The sequence below is a fragment of the Pedobacter foliorum genome, assembly GCF_013266735.1.
GTDB classification, from domain to species: Bacteria; Bacteroidota; Bacteroidia; order Sphingobacteriales; family Sphingobacteriaceae; genus Pedobacter; species Pedobacter foliorum.
The window spans coordinates 303,501-325,191 of record NZ_JABSNU010000003.1; the positions used below are offsets into that span (position 1 = coordinate 303,501).

Consider the following 21,691-nt stretch of genomic DNA (forward strand, 5'->3'; position numbering starts at 1 on the left):
TGTGTTAAGGTATGTGGTATTAAAAGAATGTTTTTACTGCGATAGTATTTTCAGCAGGATAACGATCGCGGTAAAAACATTCGCTTTAATACCACATGCTTTTAAGCTTCTAAATCCCTCTATATTCCCTTAAAAACTGCACAGATTTCTGAATCTCAATGGAGAGTAATCTATCATTTTCATGAGCTGGTATTTCTTTCCTGAAAGCTGAAATCAATTTTTCTAATTCAGGAGATGTTTTAAGAGGTCTTCTAAATTCTAAAGCCTGTGCTGCGGTTAACAACTCAATCGCCAAAATTCTCTCCAAATTATTTACAACCCTCAAGCATTTGGTGGCTGCATTAGCACCCATGCTTACGTGATCTTCCTGTCCATTACTCGAAACAATACTATCTACAGATGCCGGTGTGCATAGCTGCTTGTTTTCACTGGCAATAGATGCAGCAGTATATTGAGTTATCATTAGCCCAGAATTTAATCCGGCATTTTTAACAAGAAAAGGAGGCAGGCCTCGCTGTCCTGAGATCAGTTGAAAAGTTCGCCTTTCAGATATCGATCCAAATTCTGCCAAAGCAAGACACATAAAGTCAAGTGTTAATGCTAATGGCTGACCATGGAAATTGCCAGCAGAGATAATCCTGTCTTCATCAGGAAAAACATTAGGGTTATCAGTAACAGAGTTTATCTCCGTTTCAAAAACTGACTGTATGTAATTGATGCTGTCTTTACTTGCTCCGTGAACTTGTGGTACACATCTAAATGAATAAGGGTCTTGAGTCTGCTTGCCTTCCTGCTTAATCAGCTCACTTCCTTCCAGCCATTTGCTAATATTTGCCGCAGTCTGCACTTGACCGGCATGCGGTCTGATTAGGTGGCTGAGGTCATCAAATGGATCAATTCTGCAATCAAAGCTATCAATAGAGGTAGCTGCAATAGCATCAGCCCAATTTGCAAGATTTTGTGCCTTTGAAAGGCAGTAAACTCCGTACGCACTCATAAACTGAGTACCATTTATTAGTGCCAAACCCTCTTTAGATTGGAGAACAAGTGGTTGCCAATCCAATGTACGGTATAAGTCAGCAGTAGTAGTTTTCTCTCCTTTATAGGTTACGGTACCTTCACCTATTAATGGCAATGCCAGATGCGCAAGGGGGGCTAAGTCACCAGAGGCTCCCAATGATCCCTGGGTATAGATTACCGGAAGAATATCATTGTTATAAAAGGCTACAAGTCTTTGAACTGTAGTTAAGGCTATTGCAGAATGACCATAATTGAGCGATTGTATTTTCAGTAAAAGCATCAGCCGAACAATTTCTGTCGGCACTTCTTCTCCTGTACCACAAGCATGAGATAAAAGTAGGTTATGTTGTAATTGAGATAGCATTTCTGCCTCAATTTTTACATTTTGTAAGTAACCAAAACCTGTGTTTATTCCATAGATGGGGGCATCGTTATGATTCAATTTATTGTCCAGATACTTTCTGCACTTTTCAATTCTTTCGATAGCAGCATCAGATAATTCAATGGATTGCTTTTCAGCAACGATTTTTGTGATCTGGTTAAGGCTTAACCTTTCCAAACCTAAATAATGAATGCTCATTCTTTGTTTATATTTAAGCAAAATTATAAATAATGCTTAAGTTTAGAACTTTCACTACCTTATTATTGTTTCATTTTAAAACTAACCTATGTTAAAAGCGATATCCTTATCTATCATTGTTTTATTATGTACAGCGACTGCTGTATTCGCTCAAAAAAGTGATACCATATCTATCAATTTAGAAAATGTTAAGTACGCCTATCCTGTAAAATATTTTGCAGTTAATACTGAGGGGCAAGACCTTAGAATGGCGTATATGGATATTCCACCAACTCAGTTAGTAAACGGAAGAACAGTGGTATTGTTTCATGGTAAAAACTTTGCCGGATATTATTGGACGAATGTCATAAAGGCATTGACAAGCCGAGGGTTCAGAGTTATAGTACCTGACCAAATTGGGTTTGGTAAATCTTCAAAGGCTTACATTCATTATAGTTTTCATGAAATGGCCCGATGGAATAAAGAATTATTGGATGCCCTGGGTATTACAAAAGCCAGTATTCTTGGTCATTCTATGGGGGGTATGTTAGCTACGCGATTTGCACTGATGTATCCTGAGAAAACAGAGAAGTTATTGTTGGAAAACCCTATCGGATTAGAGGACTATCGTCGATTTATACCTTATGGAAGTACAGAGGATCAATATAAAAAGGAACTAACTGCAACTGCAGAAAGCATAAGGAAATATTATCAAAGTTCGTATTTCACTGTTTGGAAAGCGGAGTATGAAGAGCTTGTTCGCATTGCCGGAGGTGTAACTTATAGCGGTGATTTCCCTCGATGGGCTAAGGTTGCAGCCATGACGTATACTATGATTTATGAACAACCGGTGGTTTACGAATTCTATAATATTAAGGTGCCAACAATTCTGTTTATTGGTAAAGAGGATAAGACAGTTGTGGGTAAAGGGTTACTTAGCCCTGATCAGCAGGCACTATACGGACAATACAAGCTTCTGGGTAAACAAACTGCAGCCAAAATTCCTGGGGCTAAGATTATAGAATTCGAAGCTTGTGGTCATATCCCACATATAGAAATACCAACAGAATTTAATGTCGCACTATTAGGAAGTTTATAGCGTTTTCTTTGCAGGATCTTGTAAGAATATTTTAGACAAGGTATCGTATAGTTCAGGATGTTTTTCATTAAACTGATCAGGTTTTTCGAAGAAATATTCTGAAACAACAGCAAAAAACTCAGCCTCATTTGTAATTGCATAAGGGTTAATATCTGATTTTCCCTTTTCAATCCGTTGTATTTCCTCATGAATCATTTTAACCCATGGAATGGTGTATTCATGTTTCATCAGGTTTTGTGGAACACCATCTGTGGCTCCATCAGATTTATCTAACAGGTGTACAAACTCATGAATTGCTGTGTTCTCCTTATCCGCACTATTAGAAAAACCTTGTAGAAGGGCAGATCTCGATAAGATCATCTGCCCATTCATAAAACCATTTCCAACCATGCCCATAACCCTTCTTTCTCCACCTTCGTATTGAAATTCAGTATTAAAGGTGTCGGGGTATAAAACTACAGTGCTCAAGTTATTATACTTCCAATTGTTAAAGCTAAAAATCGGAATAATGGCACTTGAAGCAATTAAAAGCTTATCTAAAACACTAATCTCAGTTCCAACACCTTCAATTCGGACATAGCTTAAGAATTCTGAAATTTTCTCTTCAAATTTGAGTTTATCATCCACTTCCAATTGCTGGTAATAACTTACGTTTTTAAATAGTAACTCTTTATCCCCCTCGCTTAAACGCACATAACTATGGCGATTATCTTTTCTAAGAATAAAGTAAACTACCAGTAATAATATTGGTATAAGAATAAATAAACTTTCCATTTTTTATGCTTCCAGAATTTCTAGTTGAGTAATCACCTGATCTTGAGTAACCGGATATGGAGCATCATTAACAATACTTTGATAAACTGTTTCAAATAGAGATAGGTAGCTTCCCTTTAAAGAAGGTACGGTATGTACTGTTTTATTTCCTTCTTCATCAATTAATGTCAATTTTCCTTCTTTTCCTTCACGCTCAATTCCGTAGGCAGGATCAGAAGGTTTCATTCTTTTTAACAATTGCTCTTCCTGAATGTCAGATTTTTCTTTATGTAATGAACCTTTTTCTCCGTGTAAGGTAAAAGCAGGTAGCGGATCAACTACCAGTAGATTTGAATGAACAAAAATATTGACACTGTTCGGGTAACCCAAATGGATAGTGAAATAATCATCAACCTTAGTGCCTGCACGGTTTTTGCCAAGGATTTTATGGAATGTTTCAGGTTTTCCAAATATGCTGATGGCCTGATCCAAAAGGTGAGGTCCCAGGTCATACATTAATCCACTTGCTGCAATAGGCTCTTCTTTAAAAGTTTTAGGGCCAATAGCTAATCTATATCTGTCGTAGCGAAAGTGAATTTCGTTTAATTTTCCAAGCTTCCCACTTTCAATAACCTCACGAACTGCGATGAAATCACTATCCCATCTTCTGTTTTGGTAAAAGAGTATCTTTTTCCCCATACGGTCGGCCAACTCAAAAAGTTCTTTTGCCTCTGCAGAAGTTGCAGTAAATGGTTTTTCAACCAAAATATGCTTTCCGGCACTTAATGATTTGGTAGCATAATCAAAATGTGTATAGTTAGGAGTGTTTATGATGATAAGTTCAATCGCATCATCAGCTATCAAATCATCAATTGTATTATAACTAATCACACCCGGATAATCTTCAGCAGCCTGCTTTTGGTTACGTTCAGTTACAGCATGTAATTTAAAACCTGGATGTGCATCAACAAAAGGGACATGAAATACCTTTCCAGACATTCCGTAGGCCATTACGCCTGTTATAATTTTTTTTTCCATTTTAATATAATTTCCTTTTAATTCCTCGAAGCTATTGTAACCTCTATAACATTCCGCTAAAAATAAGAAATCACTTTACTAAACCCTTAATATTATTGTAATAAAGCTTCACGTCTAATTGTATCTTTGTAATATGAAACCTGCAGAAATACATGCGAAATGGAAAATTTTGCAACAAAAGATAGCACAGGAATTTGATTCTGATGTACCCGATCTAAAAGTTATATTGTTTTTGATTGGTGTTCAGGAGTTAGGGAAAGGCCCGGGGAAGTATAGTAAACGCCAAAAGGAAGAGCTAATGCATATTGCTACTTGTCGTTTATTAAGTGAAATGGGATTCTATGAATTGGAAGGATTAGACCAGGACGGATGGCCCCATTGGAAACTTGTAAAAGCAGTTCCTTCATTTGCAATGATGGAGCAGGAATTACTTCTTAAATCCCTTGCTATAGATTATTTTGAAGATATCTACCAATAAGGAAGATATATCATAAAAAGTAAAAACCCCGAAGTACATAGTACGACGGGGTTTTATTTTATAGGTAGATGTAAATGTTCTTATTTGCCTTGTTGTTGAGCTTCTTTTTTCAATTGATCGTTAGCAACGATAACAACCTCAACTCTACGGTTAGCAGCTCTTCCTTCTTCAGTTGCGTTGTCAGCAATTGGCTCAGAAAAACCTTTACCTAAAGTGATCAAACGAGATGCAGGAACACCTTGAGAAACTGCATATGCTTTAACGGCAGCAGCTCTTCTTTCAGATAATGCCATGTTGTACGTCTCAGTACCTTTGTTGTCAGTATGACCAATGATTTTAATGTCTGTTCCAGGATATTGGTTTAACGATCCTGCTAATGATTTAACGTTTGTTTTAGCTTGAGCAGTTAAATCTGCTTTATCGAAACCAAAAAGGATACCGCTATCGAACTTAACAATAATACCTTCTCCTTCACGGATAACTTCAGCATTTGGAATAGCATTCTGTATTTCAGCTGCTTGTTTGTCCATTCTTTTACCAATAAAACCACCGGCAGTACCACCAACTGCAGCACCAATAATAGCACCAACAGCTGTATTACCAGCTTTTTTACCAATAATAGCACCAAGAACACCACCTGCTGCAGCACCAATACCAGCTCCTTTTTGTGTTTTTGTTAAACTATCGCAACCTTGAAATGCCATTGCACCAAGAGAAAGAGCGATACTAAATGTTGCTATTTTAAACTTTGAAGTAATCATAATATAATTGTTTGTTTTACTTTGAGCCTAACTCAAACCTAATGCCAGTTTTATTTTTTTCTGTTTTTATTGTCTTGTATCACCAATTTTAACCAACATAAATGTTACAAAAGGACAACTTCGTATTTTAATTTGTATGAAAGCGACTAGAATTCAGTACAATCAAGTATTATTCTGAAAAATATTCTTCTAATTCTTTCAATGTGTTTTCATCAGTAAGGAAATCTTTAATTACTAAGCCCTTTTCTAAAAGAACAATCCTGTCACACACATCTGTAACGTGGTTTAAATCATGACTGGATATTAAGGTTGTCATTTTATGTTCCTGCTTTAAATTCTTAATCAAAGCTTTTAATCTGATTTGAGTAGTCGGATCAAGATTAGCAAAAGGCTCATCCAGTATCAGTAGTTCCGGATTTTGCATAAGCGCAGCGGCAATACCGATTTTATTCTGATTGCCTTTTGAAAAATCTCGAATATATTTCCCTTTACTCAATATCTCATCGTTAAAGAACTCAGTATACTGAGTTAAATAATCCATTACATGAGCCGGACTAAAGTTATGCAAGCCACCTATGAAAGTGAAATATTCCTCAGCTGTTAGGTAGTCTATCAGGAAACCTTCATCCAGATAAGAGGCGGTATAATCTTTCCACTTATCATGTTTTGCTACATTTTCACCTTTAGATAAGATTTGTCCGGTATTAGGACGGATCAAATCGAGCAGCATTCTAAACAATGTTGTTTTTCCAGCACCATTATTTCCCACCAAGCCAATAGTCTCTCCTGCATTGATCTGTAATTCCTCAATATTTACAACGGTTTTGTTTCCGTATACTTTTTTAAGATTTGAAATTTCTAGCATCATGATTATTCTCTAAAGCCTTCGGCAATGTTATATTTTCTTTTATTAAATTGATTCAGCAAAAAGGTTACCCAAAATTCTCGGGTTAAAAGTGCTGCGGCACCCAATACTCCTAGAGCAATAAGTCCCCAATAGGGTAGGCCTGCAAAATAGAAAGGCATAAAAATTACGTAAGGCAGCAAAAAATAAGGTAAACCTAATACCCACTGACTGGCACCAACACCCTGAAAATTAAATGCAGCTGCTTTGGTTAAGTCTATTGCTCTGTAATTTCTAGTTGCAAAATACAATACTATTATAGTGCCTATGCCAATATTGTATAGATATGCAGCAAACTGTACGGCCAATATCTTCCAACTGATAAAACCATATAAACTTATAATCAATGTGGTAAAAGTTGACATGATGGTGAACAGTAGAAACTTGGCTTTAATGAATTTTCTAAAGTCGATTTTGTTAACTAACAACCCATCAAAATGAGCGGCTTGCCAACCAAACATAAATTGACCATAAATACTGATAAGGCTTCCTGTCATAAAAACTGCGGCAAATAGCACGGCAGCGAAATTGTCATTTTTCAAAAAGTCTTTCTTATAAAAAAGAAAGCCATAAAAAACAAAGATCACACACATAATGATACTTGAACGTGTTCTTTTGTGTCTTAGAATTAGTTTTAGCTCTAAAGCAGCCAAGTTTCCTATCTCTCCAAAACGACCAAGGATAGGGTAGTCTGTGCTGGTTTTTTTTTCGTCATTTCTACTAAGTTCCTCAGTATAGAGATTCATGCGAAGATATTTGGAGTTTACCAGAAACATGATAAGGGCAAATAAACTAAACCCTAATGCAGCTAATGGATGTGTAGAAATTATACTAAATACACTATTTGATATTGCTGCAATTGAAAATACTTTGAAATACTCCAGGAGTCCGAGTGTGAAAATCAGCGCAAGCATTATCGGGACCACTTTTAAATTAGATATGCTTAATCTCTTTACGTAAAGCGCAGTGTAATTATTAAAAATTGCAAGTGAAATAATTGCGACAATATACATTATGGCTGTAAATGACCCATAAATATCAGCGATTGCCGTAACGCAAAAGGGAATGAATATAAATAAAGGTAAGATGTTGAATGCCGAAAATAGTGCCCTTACATTTAAGAAGTTAACAATGGTTTGTTTCGGAATTTTAAGATGCAGATAAGGGATGATGCTCAATGTAGGCAAGTCCTGCAACTGCAGTCTCATGATCATTTCAACGGCAAAATAATATAAAATGAAGCCATTAAATACCACCAATACATCCTTTCCGGGAAATGATTTCTCAATCAAAATCTCGAGGCTAAGCCCAACTAAAACTGCTACAGCAAGTAAATAGAGAAGAATAAGGCCAATAAAGATTTGTGCAGCAATAGAGCCCCCTTTATTCTTTGAGCGCCAAAAGGCTTTCCATTGGTGATTTAGAAAAGTGATGAGCATATTAATAATTGTATTTGTTTTTCCAGTTCTGTTTTAATTTTTCTCTTAACTTTTCCTCTGCGGGATTCTTCCCCGGGTCATATAGTTTAGTGCCGCTTATTTCCTCAGGAAGGTATTCCTGGGCAGAAAAGTTTCCTTCATAAGCATGCGAATATTCATAGTCTTTGCCATAACCAATGTTCTTCATGAGCTTGGTTGGTGCATTTCTTATATGTAGTGGGACAGGCAGATTACCTGTTTGTCTCACCAAAGCCTGTGCACTGTTTATTGCTTCGTAAGAGGCATTACTTTTTGCAGAAGAAGCCAGATAAGTAACCGCCTGAGAGAGGATAATCCTTGACTCAGGATACCCGATCACGTTTACTGCCTGGAAACAATTATTTGCCAGTAACAATGCATTTGGATTGGCATTCCCTATATCTTCTGATGAAAGAATTAGTAGTCTTCGGGCAATAAACAAGGGGTCTTCTCCACCCTCAATCATTCTTGCCAACCAATAAACAGCCGCGTTAGGGTCACTACCTCTTATGGATTTAATAAAAGCTGATATGATATCATAATGTTGTTCCCCAGCCTTGTCATATAATGCCAGATTCTGTTGGGCATGAGCCAGAACGTTTTCATTATTTAAGGTCAGTTTATTACCTCCAATTCCATTTACAGCAATTTCTAAAACATTTAACAACTTTCTGGCGTCTCCACCAGATAGCCTGATTAATGCTTCATGTTCCTTAATAGTGATCTTCTTTCCCTTTAAAACAACATCCTTTTTAATTGCCGTTTGTAATAGTCCGGAAAGCTCAGTTTCATCTAATGCCTTCAAAATATAAACCTGACATCTGGAAAGCAAAGCGGAGATTACCTCGAAAGATGGGTTTTCGGTTGTAGCACCTATTAAAGTTACCAGGCCACGCTCAACTGCGCCAAGTAAACTATCTTGTTGTGATTTGCTAAAGCGATGAATCTCATCAATAAATAAAATGGGTAAGCCCATTAAACTGTTTTTAAGCTGGGCGGCTCTATCAATAACATCTCTGATGTCTTTTACTCCTGAATTTATAGCACTCAGATTAAAAAACGGACGATCAAGTGTTTGAGAAATAATATAAGCAAGGGTAGTTTTGCCAACACCCGGAGGTCCCCAAAAAATCATTGAGGGGAGCTGTCCGCTTTGTATGGCCTTTCTTAGTACAGCATCAGGCCCTACTAAATGTTTCTGGCCGACATATTCGTCCAGATTTTGCGGACGCATGCGTTCAGCTAAAGGAGGGAGGTTTTGCATAAAAGTAAAGATACAAAACCCCAGTTTAAAATATCATAGTTTTATACTACGTTCCTGTCTTTTTAGCGGGCTTTTTCTTCCAGAATTTACGTTTTGGTTTAGCGCTATTTGCTGGTTTTTCTGAAGTATCAGCAGCTGTTTCAAGAGGTGCTTCTCCCAGGTGTTCGGGTAAAGGCATTCTTTCAATTTGTTTTTCAATTAGCTTTTCAATACTGGCTAATTTGCGCTTATCTCTATTGTTAACCAATGTGATGGCAGTGCCTTTAGTCGCCGCCCTTGCAGTTCTGCCAATGCGGTGTACATAGTCTTCAGCATCGTGAGGTACATCAAAGTTGATTACCAAATCAATTCCCTCTACATCAATACCACGACTTAAAACATCCGTACCAATAATTATAGGGAGTTGTCTGTTTTTAAACTTCAGTAATATGCTCTCTCTTTCTTTTTGACCAAGATCAGAATGGAAAGCTTCAGCCTTAAGTCCCAGATTTCTGAAAACTTTACCCAGATTTTTTACCTTTTCCTTAGTCGACGCAAAAACAATGATGCTTTTAAATTCATCGGTTTTTAGAATAGCGGTAAGCAAAGGCACTTTTTGTTCATCATGAATAAGATAAACCTGTTGTGATATTCCTTCGGCGGGCTTAGAAAGTGCTATGTTAATTTGTTCAGGATGTTTCAGTAGCGTTCCTGCCAGCTTCCTAATTTTTGGAGGCATGGTTGCAGAAAACATCACTGTCTGTCTTTGTTCAGGTAAATAGCTTACGATGCGCATAATGTCATCATAAAAGCCCATATCAAGCATTCTGTCTGCTTCATCCAATACAAGATGCTGCAATTGATCTAACTTTAAAACACCTGATGAAAGGTGAGAAATTAAGCGGCCGGGGGTGGCAATAATAATATCAACCCCATCACGCATCGATCTCTTTTGTTGCTCATAAGCAATCCCATCACCACCACCATACACAGTTAAAGAGCTGATGTTTGTAAAATAGGAAAGTGCTTCAACCTGCAAGTCTATTTGCTGGGCAAGCTCTCTTGTAGGAGCAAGAATCAAAGTATTGTTGTGACGTTCTTCAGTTGCTGCAATCATATTCATGATTGGCAAAAGGTAGGCCCCGGTTTTTCCAGTTCCCGTTTGTGCACAGGCAATTAAATCTTTTTTACTTAAAATTAGTGGAATTGCCTGTTGCTGGATAGGTGTGGCGTCACGAAAACCCATTGCCGATAACCCTTCAAATAAGTCAGGGTTAAAATTAAAATCTTTAAAATCCAATATACTTTTATGTTGTTTGCATTATCTGTATAAAAGTAACCTTTTTCCGTCACACATCAAACGGTTTTCTCTTCAACGTGGATTAGCTTTTTCATCTCCAGATTTCCGTTGTATTGAGCGCCTAATTCTATTTCTAGTGTTTCAGTTTTAATGTCACCATTTACCTTTCCGGTTTTTTTTATTTCAAGTTGGCTAACCTTTACTTTCCCGTTAACCGTTCCGTAAATAATTGCGGAGGTAGTTTCAATATCACCTATAATTATGCCCTTTTCGCCAAGAATAATGCCGTTTCCGGTTTTTACATTTCCAGTTACCTTGCCATCAATTCTTATTACCGATGCACCTGTAAGCTCTCCGTTGAGCACAAAGCCATCGCCTATTAATGTCGAAATTTCCTGTTGATTAATATCCGGCAACTGAGTTTGTTTTGTTTTCTTGAACATTATTCGAGTGTTAAAAAAGATCTGGGATTGATTATTTTACCGTTCTTATGGATTTCGTAATGTAAGTGCGGGCCTGTAGATCTGCCTGTAGAGCCAATTTTTCCAATGTTCTCACCTGCTTTTACCTGCTCGCCCTGACTAATTAATATTCTCGACAAATGACCATAGTAAGTTTCAAAGCCATTGCCATGGTTAATTACTATGCAATTGCCATAACCGCCTCTGCGGCCGGCATAAGTTACTTTTCCGCTGGCGGTACTTTTAACTAGCTCGCCTTGCTTTCCTTTAATATCCAGGCCTTTGTGTGTTTCAATGTTTTGACCTGAGAAGGGGTTTTCACGATGCCCATAACCGGAAGTGATTGCGCCAAAATGAGGATAGCCAATTGGAGTAAAAGCAACATAATCAATCATCTTATTCAGATAACCTTCATAGAATTTACCTATTTCATCAACAGACAACAGATCGGAATTACCCTCTCCTCCTTCATTTTTATGAATAGTTTTTATTCCACGTGCTTTCAGAAATTTATTTATAGTCAATAGCTTCTTGTCGATTGATTCGTAATGCTTTTTTAATGCCGAAGTATCTAACGCGGTAGAGGTTTTAGATATATTTTTAGTCTCCAGTAATTGTTTGCTCAGGAGCTCTTTTGATGATTCAACTAATGTCATATTGTATGACAGATAGACTATCATTCCTAGTAAAAAAACAAAGATACCCAACAGTCCAAATACATACTTTTTCCAGTGAACTATATAGCTGCTTGGAACCTGTATAGGCTTATTTGAGTTTTGATTGTTGTTTACAAAGATGATGGTTGTTCTATCCTTCTTCCTTGCCATAATTTAAGAATTTAAAATTTGTACGGCTGCAAATATATCATTTTCAGCTTTATATAAAGCATCCGTACAAAATGGCGAGGATGTTTGTGCTATTTTTTCTTATCCGCGTAGCCGAAAACTTTCTGTAATAATGGGGTAGATCTTGCTCCAAGATTGTCTCTGATTTTTAATTCTTCTTGAGCTACCTGTATAAACATTCCATCAATGGCTTTCTGTGCAACATAGGCCGAAAGGTCTGTTGATACGGGTTTAACCAAAGGAATTTTATTGTACTGACCAGCAGCATCACCCCAATATTTTGTAGCGCCTACCTTACTTAAACTGGCTGTAATAACAGGTTTAAATTTTTCCATTAGCTGGTCTGTAGTTACCCTTTTAAAATAATTAGTTGCTGCATCTTTACTGCCAAGTAAAATATTTGTGGCATCAGCAATTGTCATCTGTTTTATGGCAGATATGAAAATTGGCTTAGCCTCTTTAGCTGCATCTTCTGCCGCACGGTTTAAGCTGGTAATTACATTATCCGCAAGAGAACCTAAGCCAACGCTACGTAAGGTTTTCTCTACTTTTTGTGCCTCAGGAGGGAAAAGTATTTTAACAGCCATGTTGCCTAAAAAACCGTCCTTTGCCGAAAGTAAATCTGCCCCGCGTGAAGTACCTAATTCTAAAGCTTGTTTAATTCCCAACCCCATTTCAGAAGTTGATGGAGTACCACCGGTTTGAACCTGATTTAATATCTTTCCTATTTGTGCCTGGCTCTGTACATCACAACTGCTTAATGTTGCGGCTAATAATGCTATCAGATAAATTTTAGTTTTTTTCATTTAATGCTGTCTTATCCTCCAAACTTAACAAATCTTTAGCCAATAATTTGGCTGATTTAGCTAATTTGATGAATTCAGATCGATAGCCTTCATTGTCAGTGCCCACAGCATTTTGCGCATTGCGAATTACCTGATCAAAACTTGAATTCTGGCGGAAATCAGACTGTCTTAATAACATTCCAAATTCAGCAACTGCGGCACTAAATCTAAAATTGTTAGTCGTTTTATCAAAAGGAATCCTGTTATCAATTACCGGTTGTTCAATTAACTTGCTCACATTACCATCAGGTTGTTTATAACGAAGTTTAACAGTTAGTAGCTCTTTATTATTTCCCATAATAACAGGCTTGTTATTACTTTGGTATTTTAAATCATCCACACTGCCAGAAAAGGCACTCTTTACGCCAATCGGTATAACTTCATATAGAGCAGTTACAGTGTGGCCAGATCCAAGCTCACCTGCATCTTTTTGGTCATCATTAAAATCTCTTGCTTTTAGCATGCGGTTTTCGTAGCCAATTAATCTGTAGGATTGTACTTTCGATGGATTAAATTCTACTTGTAGTTTTACATCTTTTGCAATAGTAAATAGCGTTCCGCCAAATTCATTTACCAAAACTTTTCTTGCTTCTGTGATATTGTCGATGTAAGCATAATTCCCGTTGCCTTTGTTCGCAAGAACTTCCATTTTACTATCCTTGTAATTTCCCATTCCATAGCCTAGAGTGGTTAAAAATACCCCACTTTTGCGTTTCTTTTCAATTAGCTTTTCCATATCCTCATCGCTTGATGAGCCGACGTTAAAGTCTCCATCTGTAGCTAAGATCACTCTATTGTTTCCTCCTTTGATGAAGTTTTCCGACGCCACTTTGTAAGCCAGTTCTATTCCTTCACCACCCGCGGTAGATCCACCGGCACTTAGCTTATCTAAGGCATCTTTAATCTTGGTCTTTTGATCGCCCGGAGTTGAAGGCAGTACTAAGCCTGAAGTGCCTGCATATACCACAATAGCTACTTTGTCTGATGATCTTAGTTGTTCAGTTAACAGTTTAAAAGATGAAACAAGTAGCGGAAGTTTATTAGCTTGATTCATCGATCCGGATACATCGATAAGGAATACCAAATTGGAAGCAGGTAGTTTCTCTGTCGAAATTTTACGGCCCTGTAAGCCTATTTTAACCAGTTTATGGCTGGTATTCCAAGGGGCATCAGCTATCTCAGTGATAATATTAATTGGATCTTTACCTTTTGGCTGAGGATAATCGTAATCAAAGTAGTTGATCATTTCCTCTATCCTTACTGCATCAGCAGGAGGCAATCCGCCATTGTTAATGAACCTGCGCACGTTGGAGTAAGAGGCCGCATCTACATCAATAGAGAATGTAGAAAGTGGATTTTTTAAAGCTGTTTTGAATTGGTTTTCATTTATTGAAGCATAGCTTTCGCTTTCAGTGGGCTGATTTATAATGTATGCCTTTCCTTTTGACACCATGTTAATTCCCGAAACCTTACCTTGCAGCATTTGTTCCACGTTGGCAACCGGAACATTTTGGGCCATTTTACCCCTAACAGTAAATGACTCAGGAATTGGAACTTCATCTCTTTGTATCTGATCTGCCTTAATAACAACCTCATTCAATATTTTTTTATTTTCATCAAGGGCTGCGTTTACTACCTTGCCATTGATTTTAAGCTTTGCAGACTCAAATCCAATGTAAGTGAAAATGAGCGTCGTCGATTCTTTTGAAACCGTTATTGTATATTTCCCCCGCTTGTCAGTTGTTGTACTTTTCTGATCGGGCAATGAGGTGATGAGCACACCTTTTAATGGAGCTCCGGTTTTCTTTTCTGTTACCGTTCCAGTAATCGTTTTAACAGAAACTTCAGCCGCCTTGAAGGAAGTAAGCAACAAGACAACAATTAAGGGTAGCCATAACTTTTTCATAATCTTTAATTTGTTCTGATGATGTGTCCAATAAAGAATTTCCATAACAGTCTCGAAAAATATTTTTATACTTGAGAAAATTATACCTGAAAAGCCCTTTGAAGTTCATAAAGAATAATGCCAGAATACAGGAGCAGGACGACGCTGCTTTAATTGCACGCTACAAGCAAAGCGGCGATCTGGAATCATTGGGTGTTCTTTATAACAAATACATGCACCTTGTATTTGGGGTTTGTTTAAATTATTTGAAAGATGAGGAACAGAGCAAAGATGCAGTAATGCAGATCTTTGAAGAACTGGTTCTGAAGCTTAAACTTCACGAAGTTCAAAACTTTAAAAGCTGGTTACATGTTTTGTCTCGTAACCACTGTTTAATGGCTTTACGCAAGAATTCAAAGAATACAACCGTTTCATTAGAAGATACTTTTGTGGAAAACACAGATTTTGTGCATCTTGATATTGATGATACAAAAGAGACGAAGCTAACCGTTATGGAAAAGTGTATGGAAACACTGCCAGAAGAACAGCGTGTGAGTGTAGACTTGTTCTATTTGCAAGAGAAATGTTATAAGGAAGTAGCAGATATTACCGGTTATGAGATGCTTAAAGTTAAGAGCTATATTCAGAACGGTAAAAGGAACTTAAAAATTTGTATAGAAAAGAATAGTGGTGAATAACGATTGGTTAGATATAGCAGTTTTAGAAGATTATCTTGATGGTAAGCTTGATGCAAAAACTATGAACAGGGTTGAGCGGGAAGCGCTCGAAGATCCTTTTGTGGCAGAAGCTCTGGCTGGGTTAAGTATGTCGCCTAAGCGATCTCTTGAATCTCTATCATTACTCCAAAAACAATTACACGATCGTGTTGCTGAGCATAATTCTACTAAGAAAGCAACAGTAATTACCTGGCAGCGTTTAAGTATTGCAGCTACAGCGGCGGTGATATTTATCTCTGTTGGAATTATTTTCTGGATGAAACAGGTGAGCTATCAGGAGATGGCATCTAAACGACCTAAAAAGATTGATATAAATATTGCCCCAAAAGCTAATGATGATACCGCAATTAAAAGTGCGGATGCAATAGCTGCTGTAAAAGCTAAAACTACTGAAAAAGCTGTTTCCGAAGTTGATAAAGGAGCAATAGGAACTCAAGCCGCAGATCAAGTGCCCACAGAAATTGATAAGGCGATAAAGGACTTGAAAACTAATGCTTACGCAGCCAATTCAAAAGCAAGAGTGAGAAGTGTGTCTGCAGAAAGAGCAGATGCCAGGGCTACAGAAGCAATAACCGTATCGGCAGCTCCGGCAGCTGTAGCAAAAGAGGTAAGCGATACGAATGCGAACCCAGCGGAAGAGGGAAAAGCATTGAATGAGGTTGCAGTTAGAGGCTTTCAGAAGCAAGATAAGAAAGCCGTTGTTGCTAGTGGTAACGTGGTACCGGATGTTCCGGTTGCCAATGTAGAACAATTGCTGCAAGGTAAAGTAGCTGGGGTGAATATTGAAGCAGCTTCTGCTCCGGCGATAGGCTGGGCCGAATTTAAAGCATATCTGGAAAAGGAAAACCGTTTCAATAAAGAAGCTAAAATTGGTAAATCTGTAGAGCTTAAGTTTACTGTTAAGAACGGCAAGCCGAGAAATATTACCGTAGTAAACGGTATCAACGAGAAATATAATAAAGAAGCCATCCGCTTAATAACGGATGGCTCTAAATGGATTGTGCCTGAAACAGGAAATCCTAATGTATCTATTCTAATAGAATTCTAGAAAAACAAGTGTATTACGCCGTAAACAATTGCGGCTAATGTTGCAGATACAGGGATGGTTAAAACCCATGCCCATAGTAAGCTAACTGTAACTCCCCAACGTACTGCTGATACCCTTTTTAATAAACCAACACCTACAATAGATCCTGTAATGGTGTGGGTTGTAGAAACTGGAATACCAAAATGCTCAGTAATACCCAAGGTTACCGCACCTGCAGATTCTGCAGCTACACCTTCAAAAGCATTTACTTTAGTGATTTTAGAACCCATGGTTTTAACAATTTTCCAACCACCGCTCATGGTACCTAATGCAATTGCAGCGTAACAAGAAATTGGAACCCATTCAGGCATTGTATCTCCAGTTTTTAACACGTTTGCAGCAACCATGGCAACATAAATAATACCCATTACTTTTTGAGCATCATTGCCGCCGTGGGTAAAGCTTAACGCAGCTGAAGAGATTAACTGTAATCTTTTAAACCATTTCTCGGCTACAGAAGGCCTTGCATTTTTAGATATATGTAAAATGATGATCGAGATAATAACTGAGATTACCATACCAATTACCGGTGCCAGAACTATAAAAGCAACAACTTTTAAAATTGGAGCCAGGTTAATTGCCGACATTACACTTGCACCTACAGTAGCAGCTTTTGCCATTCCGGCGCCAGCAAAACCACCAATTAAGGTATGCGAAGAACTTGAAGGGATACCAAACCACCAGGTAAAAAGATTCCAGGTAATAGCAGCAATAAGGCCTGCAAGAATAACTTCAAGTGTAATAAAGTTCTCAACCACTGTTTTGGCTATAGTGTTAGCCACTTTATGATCTGTAAAGTAAAAGTAAGCAGCAAAGTTAAATACCGCTGCCCATAGCACTGCCTGAAAAGGAGAAAGCACTTTTGTAGAAACGATGGTAGCAATTGAATTTGCCGCATCGTGAAAGCCATTAATATAATCGAATCCTATTGCCAGAACGATTACAACAACCAATAAGGTAGTTACCATTTTTTGAAGGTTTAAGCGTTCTTTACCAAAATAGATTCCAGCACATTAGCCGCATCTTCACATTTATCAGTAGCCATTTCAAGGGTTTGAAGAACCTCTTTTTGTTTGATCAATTCAATTGCGTTGGTTTCAAACTCAAACAAACGGGCAATTGCTAAATTACAAACATAATCAGCCTGATTCTCGCCACTGTTGATCCTTACGCAGGCATCAGCGATAACACGAATATTTTTAAAACTTCTTAATTCTTTGATTGCTTTATCTAAGTCGGTACACATTTCTACCAATAGTTCTGCAAGTTTGATCATTGCATCACCAATGTTTTTCACATTGTATAATTCAATGTTGCTTGCGGAAGCATGGATGTAATCTGCGATATCATCAACAGCACTAGCCAATGCATGGATGTCTTCCCTGTCAAACGGAGTGATGAAATTTTTACTAAGCTCAAGAAAAATTGAGTGAGTAATATCATCACCTACGTGCTCTAAGCGTTCAACTTCCTTAATATATTCTTTTCTTTTTTCCATATCAGTTGCTGTTAAAGCAAGCAATAAGGCTTCAGAAATTTTCAATATATTACTTCCAGCTTGTTCAAATAGCGGTTGGAACTTTTTGTCTTTAGGGGTGAAGAACTTAAAAATACTATTCATCTTTTATAAAATATGATACAAAAGTATGAGTACAATGTTAAGTTAATGTTAAGTGTTAAGTTTTTTTAACTAAGGTAATTATGGTTAGCCAACCTTTTGAAGTGTAAAGGCAAATGTGGTTCCAATCTGTAACGTGCTTCTTACAGAAATGATTTGCTGATGAGCTTCCAGGATGTGTTTTACGATAGCTAAACCAAGCCCCGTTCCACCTTCTTCTCTTGATCTGTGCGAGTCAATTCTATAAAAACGCTCAAATAGGCGAGGCAGATGTTTCTCATCAATACCTATTCCATCATCAGTTACTTCAATTAAATACTGGTCATGAAGCTCAAATATTTTTATTGCAGTTGAGCCTCCATGCTCTTTACCGTACTTAAGTGAATTCTGGATCAGGTTTATCATTACCTGTCTTATTTTTTCTCTATCAGCGTTTACAAAAGCCGGATGGGTGTATTTTTCTTTAAAAGACAAGGTTATCTCTCTGATTTTGGCTTTGTCTTCCAAAACATCCATTACCTCTTTTGCTAATAAAACAAAGTCAAACTTCTCGTAATTGATTGGAATTTCTCCGGTTTCTAATTTAGAGATTGAGTCGAGGTCATTTATTAAATAGCTTAATCTTTCAACATTTTTACCGGCCTTTTTTAAAAACTTTTCGGCCATTTCAGGATCGTCAACCAGGCAATCCTGTAAGGTGTCTATGTAGCCCTGTATAGCGAAAAGAGGTGTTTTAAATTCATGCGAAACATTAGAAAGGAATTCTCTTCTGAATTGTTCTTGTTTCTTTAAAACATCAATTTCACGTTTTTTTGCGCCGGCCCATTCTTTAACCTCTTGCTGTACATCATTAATTGGGTCGGAACTTACATATTCGCCTAATGCATCTTTAAGATCCTTACCTAATTTTAGGTTGTGGATCAACTTATATATAAGTACTATTTTAGAGTAAATGTATTTCTCGAGCAGGTAATAAAAAACAATAAAACATGTTAAAAAGGAAACGCCGAAAGACATCAGCATAAAGTACCAGCTATGCTGAAAGTAGAAATTTACAAGGCCTATTGACATACCAACAGCCAATGCTGCAATTAAAACTAATACACTTAATTTCATTTTATTGTTCAAATTAACTGTAAGATAGAGCGCTTACAGGGTGCAGGCAATTTACAATTATTTTACTTTATTCCGTCCCATTCAGCATAAAACTGATCGAGGTATTCCTGCATGAAATTATGACGTTGCTGGGCGATATTTTTTCCAGAAGGAGTTTTCATTAAGTCCTTGAGTAAGAATAGTTTTTCGTAAAAATGGTTAACGGTAGGTCCGGTACTATTTTTATATTCTTCTTTACTCATATTCAGGTTAGGCTTAATCTCGGGATCGTAAAGCACACGATTTTTATAGCCACCATATGTAAAAGCGCGGGCAATCCCGATGGCGCCAATGGCATCAAGCCTGTCGGCATCCTGAACAATATCCAACTCTTTCGAATGAAAAGTAACAGTACCTAAGCTAGCTTTGTAGCTTAGGTTTATAATAATCTGTTTTACGTGTTCAATGATTGTTGAATCGACATTGATACTTTTAAGGAAATCACCGGCTATACGCGGACCAATTTCCTCATCACCATTGTTAAATTTAGGATCAGCAATATCATGCAGCAAAGCAGCCAGTGCAACAATTAATTCATCGCCTTTTTCTTGGGCATTAATTGTTAAGGCAGTTTTATAAACACGTTCAATATGGAACCAATCGTGTCCGGCTTCTGCACCTGCTAATGTTTCCTTAACAAATTGAATAGTTTTCTCAATTATCGGATTCATAGGCTTAGTCCTTAGTTGGTCTTTCGCCTTCAGGTCTTCTTGTACCGTCGTACAATTCATACTCAAGCATACGACAATCTAGTTTTCCGTTATAGAATTCTATTTTGCGGGTAGCTTTTAGTCCGATTTTTTTAGCAAGATCAGGGTTTCCTGTAAAGATGTATCCAAAATACCCTTTGCATTCTTGTTTCATAAAATCACCCATACGCTTGTAGGTTGATTCTAATTTAGAATGTACCCCTAAACGCTCACCATACTCCGGATTAAATACTACTACACCTTTGCCACCTTCTGGAACTTGTGTTTCAGCGAAATCACAAACTTCGAAAGTGATCATGGTATCTACACCTGCCGTTTTCGCATTTTTGCGACTTACATCTACTGCATCTTCAGAGATGTCGGTAGCGATAATCTGTAAGTCAACATTTTTTATTACCTGATCTTTTAAGATTCTTCTTTCATTAAAAAATACCTGCTCGTCGTATCCTATGATGTGCATAAAGCCATAGTTCATACGAAATAAGCCTGGTCTGCGGTTTGTGGCAATTAAAGCGGCTTCGATGGCTAGTGTTCCTGAACCGCACATTGGGTTTACAAAAGGAGACTTTTGATCCCATTTTGTGCTCAATACTGTTGCGGCAGCAAGGGCTTCTAACATTGGTGCTTTACCCGGAATTTTACGATAACCATGTTTGGCTAGCGTTTCGCCTGATGTATCAATAAATACATCTGCGTCGTTATCTTTCCAATATAAATGTACCACAGCTTTATTGGCATCAGAACCTGAATTAGGACGGATACCTTTTTTGTCTTTAATGCGATCAACTATTGCATCTTTTACTTTTAAATTAGCAAAAAGTGGAGTAGTAATAGTTGGGTTATCAACATTTGAGGTTACAGAAAAATAACCTGAGAAATCAATTAATTCCTCCCATGGCATGTCAACCATTTCGCGGTAAAGCTCTTCCGGGTTTCCGGCTTTAAAGCTCTTTAAGCAGTATAAAATCTGGCTGGCGCACCTTAAATTCAAATTTAATCGAATACATTCAGACAAAGTGATGTCTAATTCTAGGCCCGTAGGGAAATCCCTTACTACGTCATAGCCAAGGGCTTTAACTTCTTCTAGCAAATACGGCGACAGGCGCTTATTGCAGGTTATGATAACCTTACTTTTTGTGTGGAAAACTTGCATAATTAATTGTACGAAGTTATCAATAAAAATATAGAGATTTGAACTTCGTAGTAGAATAAAATAGTATTTGTTATGGAATTAAAAGGAAAAGTGCATGAAATTGGTGCATTACAGCAGGTGAGTGAGACTTTTAAGAAACGCGACCTTATCATAGAATATGCAGAAAACCCTACCTATCCTGAATACATCAGGTTTGAGGCTTTACAAGATAAAACAGCTTTGTTTGATAGCTTAAAGCCAGGAGATGATGTAGAAGTAGCATTTAACTTACGTGGTCGTCCGTGGACTGATAAAGCCGGAAAAACATCTTATTTTAACAGTTTAGTAGTATGGCGTATTAATGCGTTAACAAATAGCGCAGCAGCATCTACTCCAGCATATGCTCCGCCTGCTGATTTAAGCAGCGCACCGGGCGAGGAAGATGATCTTCCTTTCTAAAGATCTTTTTTAAATAAACAAATTGACCACCGTGCCGTCCTAAATTAGGGCGGCATTTTTTTTAACATTGGTTTCGGTTTCGCCTCGGTTCCGACTGTATACCGGCTCGGGAATAATGAGGCTTTTCTGAGGGGTTTCTCAGGCT

The 21,691-nt window shown here is 37.6% G+C and carries 22 protein-coding genes; 5 read left to right on the top strand and 17 right to left on the bottom strand.

Annotation, left to right across the window (positions count from 1 at the left end):
- Window positions 1–109: 109 nt before the first annotated feature.
- A complete protein-coding gene (gene hutH / locus HQN83_RS08085) occupies window positions 110–1,600 on the bottom strand; it encodes a histidine ammonia-lyase (RefSeq protein ID WP_173089834.1) in 1,491 nt (496 codons plus the stop codon).
- Window positions 1,601–1,688: 88 nt separating this feature from the next.
- On the opposite strand from hutH, the gene HQN83_RS08090 reads away from it, so the two are divergent.
- Window positions 1,689–2,678 (top strand): alpha/beta fold hydrolase, encoded by a 990-nt coding sequence (locus HQN83_RS08090; protein WP_173089835.1) that lies wholly within the window; start codon window positions 1,689–1,691, stop codon window positions 2,676–2,678.
- On the opposite strand, the gene HQN83_RS08095 is transcribed toward HQN83_RS08090, so the two are convergent.
- Entirely contained in the window at window positions 2,673–3,452 is a 780-nt protein-coding gene (locus tag HQN83_RS08095) for a M90 family metallopeptidase (protein WP_173089836.1), read from the bottom strand. The genes HQN83_RS08090 and HQN83_RS08095 overlap by 6 nt on opposite strands.
- A 3-nt stretch (window positions 3,453–3,455) precedes the next feature.
- On the bottom strand, window positions 3,456–4,469 hold the full coding sequence (locus HQN83_RS08100; protein WP_173089837.1) for a Gfo/Idh/MocA family oxidoreductase: 1,014 nt from the start codon (window positions 4,467–4,469) through the stop codon (window positions 3,456–3,458).
- 133 nt (window positions 4,470–4,602) lie between these two features.
- Between HQN83_RS08100 and HQN83_RS08105 the strand changes: the two genes are divergently transcribed.
- Window positions 4,603–4,947 carry a hypothetical protein gene (locus HQN83_RS08105; protein WP_173089838.1) on the top strand — a complete coding sequence of 115 codons (345 nt, stop codon included), beginning with the start codon at window positions 4,603–4,605 and terminating at the stop codon, window positions 4,945–4,947.
- 80 nt (window positions 4,948–5,027) lie between these two features.
- Here the strand turns inward: HQN83_RS08105 and HQN83_RS08110 are convergent, their stop codons facing one another.
- From HQN83_RS08110 to HQN83_RS08150, 9 genes are all read right to left on the bottom strand, one after another.
- On the bottom strand, window positions 5,028–5,708 hold the full coding sequence (locus HQN83_RS08110) for an OmpA family protein (RefSeq protein WP_173089839.1): 681 nt from the start codon (window positions 5,706–5,708) through the stop codon (window positions 5,028–5,030).
- A 169-nt stretch (window positions 5,709–5,877) separates the two neighbouring features.
- Window positions 5,878–6,576, bottom strand: coding sequence for an ABC transporter ATP-binding protein (locus HQN83_RS08115; protein ID WP_173089840.1), 699 nt, complete (start codon window positions 6,574–6,576; stop codon window positions 5,878–5,880).
- Window positions 6,577–6,578: 2 nt separating this feature from the next.
- On the bottom strand, window positions 6,579–8,051 hold the full coding sequence (locus HQN83_RS08120) for a DUF5687 family protein (protein WP_173089841.1): 1,473 nt from the start codon (window positions 8,049–8,051) through the stop codon (window positions 6,579–6,581).
- A 1-nt stretch (window position 8,052) separates the two neighbouring features.
- A complete protein-coding gene (locus HQN83_RS08125) occupies window positions 8,053–9,333 on the bottom strand; it encodes a replication-associated recombination protein A (protein WP_173089842.1) in 1,281 nt (426 codons plus the stop codon).
- Window positions 9,334–9,379: 46 nt separating this feature from the next.
- Window positions 9,380–10,612, bottom strand: coding sequence for a DEAD/DEAH box helicase (locus tag HQN83_RS08130; RefSeq protein WP_173089843.1), 1,233 nt, complete (start codon window positions 10,610–10,612; stop codon window positions 9,380–9,382).
- A 56-nt stretch (window positions 10,613–10,668) separates the two neighbouring features.
- Complete coding sequence (locus HQN83_RS08135) at window positions 10,669–11,055, bottom strand: bactofilin family protein (protein WP_173089844.1); 387 nt, start codon at window positions 11,053–11,055, stop codon at window positions 10,669–10,671.
- Window positions 11,055–11,900, bottom strand: coding sequence for a M23 family metallopeptidase (locus tag HQN83_RS08140; protein WP_173089845.1), 846 nt, complete (start codon window positions 11,898–11,900; stop codon window positions 11,055–11,057). Before HQN83_RS08140 ends, HQN83_RS08135 begins: the two co-directional genes overlap by 1 nt.
- 89 nt (window positions 11,901–11,989) lie before the next feature.
- Window positions 11,990–12,724: a DUF4197 domain-containing protein gene (locus HQN83_RS08145; protein WP_173089846.1), complete on the bottom strand. Its 735-nt coding sequence runs from the start codon at window positions 12,722–12,724 to the stop codon at window positions 11,990–11,992.
- Window positions 12,711–14,669 carry a vWA domain-containing protein gene (locus HQN83_RS08150; protein WP_173089847.1) on the bottom strand — a complete coding sequence of 653 codons (1,959 nt, stop codon included), beginning with the start codon at window positions 14,667–14,669 and terminating at the stop codon, window positions 12,711–12,713. Before HQN83_RS08150 ends, HQN83_RS08145 begins: the two co-directional genes overlap by 14 nt.
- 98 nt (window positions 14,670–14,767) lie before the next feature.
- On the opposite strand from HQN83_RS08150, the gene HQN83_RS08155 reads away from it, so the two are divergent.
- Window positions 14,768–15,346 (top strand): RNA polymerase sigma factor, encoded by a 579-nt coding sequence (locus HQN83_RS08155; RefSeq protein ID WP_173090144.1) that lies wholly within the window; start codon window positions 14,768–14,770, stop codon window positions 15,344–15,346.
- Entirely contained in the window at window positions 15,339–16,433 is a 1,095-nt protein-coding gene (locus HQN83_RS08160) for a hypothetical protein (protein ID WP_173089848.1), read from the top strand. The genes HQN83_RS08155 and HQN83_RS08160 overlap by 8 nt, the downstream gene beginning before the upstream one ends.
- On the opposite strand, the gene HQN83_RS08165 is transcribed toward HQN83_RS08160, so the two are convergent.
- From HQN83_RS08165 to HQN83_RS08185, 5 genes are all read right to left on the bottom strand, one after another.
- Window positions 16,430–17,440, bottom strand: a complete 1,011-nt coding sequence (locus HQN83_RS08165) for an inorganic phosphate transporter (RefSeq protein WP_173089849.1) — start codon at window positions 17,438–17,440, stop codon at window positions 16,430–16,432. The genes HQN83_RS08160 and HQN83_RS08165 overlap by 4 nt on opposite strands.
- An 11-nt stretch (window positions 17,441–17,451) precedes the next feature.
- Window positions 17,452–18,093 (bottom strand): DUF47 domain-containing protein, encoded by a 642-nt coding sequence (locus tag HQN83_RS08170; RefSeq protein WP_108204854.1) that lies wholly within the window; start codon window positions 18,091–18,093, stop codon window positions 17,452–17,454.
- A gap of 84 nt (window positions 18,094–18,177) precedes the next feature.
- Window positions 18,178–19,206, bottom strand: a complete 1,029-nt coding sequence (locus HQN83_RS08175; protein ID WP_173089850.1) for a sensor histidine kinase — start codon at window positions 19,204–19,206, stop codon at window positions 18,178–18,180.
- A 62-nt stretch (window positions 19,207–19,268) separates the two neighbouring features.
- Complete coding sequence (locus HQN83_RS08180) at window positions 19,269–19,916, bottom strand: HD domain-containing protein (protein WP_173089851.1); 648 nt, start codon at window positions 19,914–19,916, stop codon at window positions 19,269–19,271.
- A 4-nt stretch (window positions 19,917–19,920) separates the two neighbouring features.
- The gene (locus HQN83_RS08185) at window positions 19,921–21,108 is read right to left on the bottom strand and encodes a THUMP domain-containing class I SAM-dependent RNA methyltransferase (protein ID WP_173089852.1); all 1,188 of its coding nucleotides are present in this window, start codon (window positions 21,106–21,108) and stop codon (window positions 19,921–19,923) included.
- Window positions 21,109–21,180: 72 nt separating this feature from the next.
- Between HQN83_RS08185 and HQN83_RS08190 the strand changes: the two genes are divergently transcribed.
- Window positions 21,181–21,546: a DUF3127 domain-containing protein gene (locus HQN83_RS08190; protein WP_173089853.1), complete on the top strand. Its 366-nt coding sequence runs from the start codon at window positions 21,181–21,183 to the stop codon at window positions 21,544–21,546.
- The last annotated feature ends 145 nt before the right edge of the window (window positions 21,547–21,691 follow it).

What these genes read in the sequence shown, in the direction of transcription:
- hutH (WP_173089834.1), bottom strand. Translation starts at nt 1,600, where the DNA reads ATGAGCATTCATTATTTAGGTTTGGAAAGGTTAAGCCTTAACCAGATC.
- HQN83_RS08090 (WP_173089835.1), top strand. Translation starts at nt 1,689, where the DNA reads ATGTTAAAAGCGATATCCTTATCTATCATTGTTTTATTATGTACAGCG.
- HQN83_RS08095 (WP_173089836.1), bottom strand. Translation starts at nt 3,452, where the DNA reads ATGGAAAGTTTATTTATTCTTATACCAATATTATTACTGGTAGTTTAC.
- HQN83_RS08100 (WP_173089837.1), bottom strand. Translation starts at nt 4,469, where the DNA reads ATGGAAAAAAAAATTATAACAGGCGTAATGGCCTACGGAATGTCTGGA.
- HQN83_RS08105 (WP_173089838.1), top strand. Translation starts at nt 4,603, where the DNA reads ATGAAACCTGCAGAAATACATGCGAAATGGAAAATTTTGCAACAAAAG.
- HQN83_RS08110 (WP_173089839.1), bottom strand. Translation starts at nt 5,708, where the DNA reads ATGATTACTTCAAAGTTTAAAATAGCAACATTTAGTATCGCTCTTTCT.
- HQN83_RS08115 (WP_173089840.1), bottom strand. Translation starts at nt 6,576, where the DNA reads ATGATGCTAGAAATTTCAAATCTTAAAAAAGTATACGGAAACAAAACC.
- HQN83_RS08120 (WP_173089841.1), bottom strand. Translation starts at nt 8,051, where the DNA reads ATGCTCATCACTTTTCTAAATCACCAATGGAAAGCCTTTTGGCGCTCA.
- HQN83_RS08125 (WP_173089842.1), bottom strand. Translation starts at nt 9,333, where the DNA reads ATGCAAAACCTCCCTCCTTTAGCTGAACGCATGCGTCCGCAAAATCTG.
- HQN83_RS08135 (WP_173089844.1), bottom strand. Translation starts at nt 11,055, where the DNA reads ATGTTCAAGAAAACAAAACAAACTCAGTTGCCGGATATTAATCAACAG.
- HQN83_RS08140 (WP_173089845.1), bottom strand. Translation starts at nt 11,900, where the DNA reads ATGGCAAGGAAGAAGGATAGAACAACCATCATCTTTGTAAACAACAAT.
- HQN83_RS08145 (WP_173089846.1), bottom strand. Translation starts at nt 12,724, where the DNA reads ATGAAAAAAACTAAAATTTATCTGATAGCATTATTAGCCGCAACATTA.
- HQN83_RS08150 (WP_173089847.1), bottom strand. Translation starts at nt 14,669, where the DNA reads ATGAAAAAGTTATGGCTACCCTTAATTGTTGTCTTGTTGCTTACTTCC.
- HQN83_RS08165 (WP_173089849.1), bottom strand. Translation starts at nt 17,440, where the DNA reads ATGGTAACTACCTTATTGGTTGTTGTAATCGTTCTGGCAATAGGATTC.
- HQN83_RS08170 (WP_108204854.1), bottom strand. Translation starts at nt 18,093, where the DNA reads ATGAATAGTATTTTTAAGTTCTTCACCCCTAAAGACAAAAAGTTCCAA.
- HQN83_RS08175 (WP_173089850.1), bottom strand. Translation starts at nt 19,206, where the DNA reads ATGAAATTAAGTGTATTAGTTTTAATTGCAGCATTGGCTGTTGGTATG.
- HQN83_RS08180 (WP_173089851.1), bottom strand. Translation starts at nt 19,916, where the DNA reads ATGAATCCGATAATTGAGAAAACTATTCAATTTGTTAAGGAAACATTA.
- HQN83_RS08185 (WP_173089852.1), bottom strand. Translation starts at nt 21,108, where the DNA reads ATGCAAGTTTTCCACACAAAAAGTAAGGTTATCATAACCTGCAATAAG.
- HQN83_RS08190 (WP_173089853.1), top strand. Translation starts at nt 21,181, where the DNA reads ATGGAATTAAAAGGAAAAGTGCATGAAATTGGTGCATTACAGCAGGTG.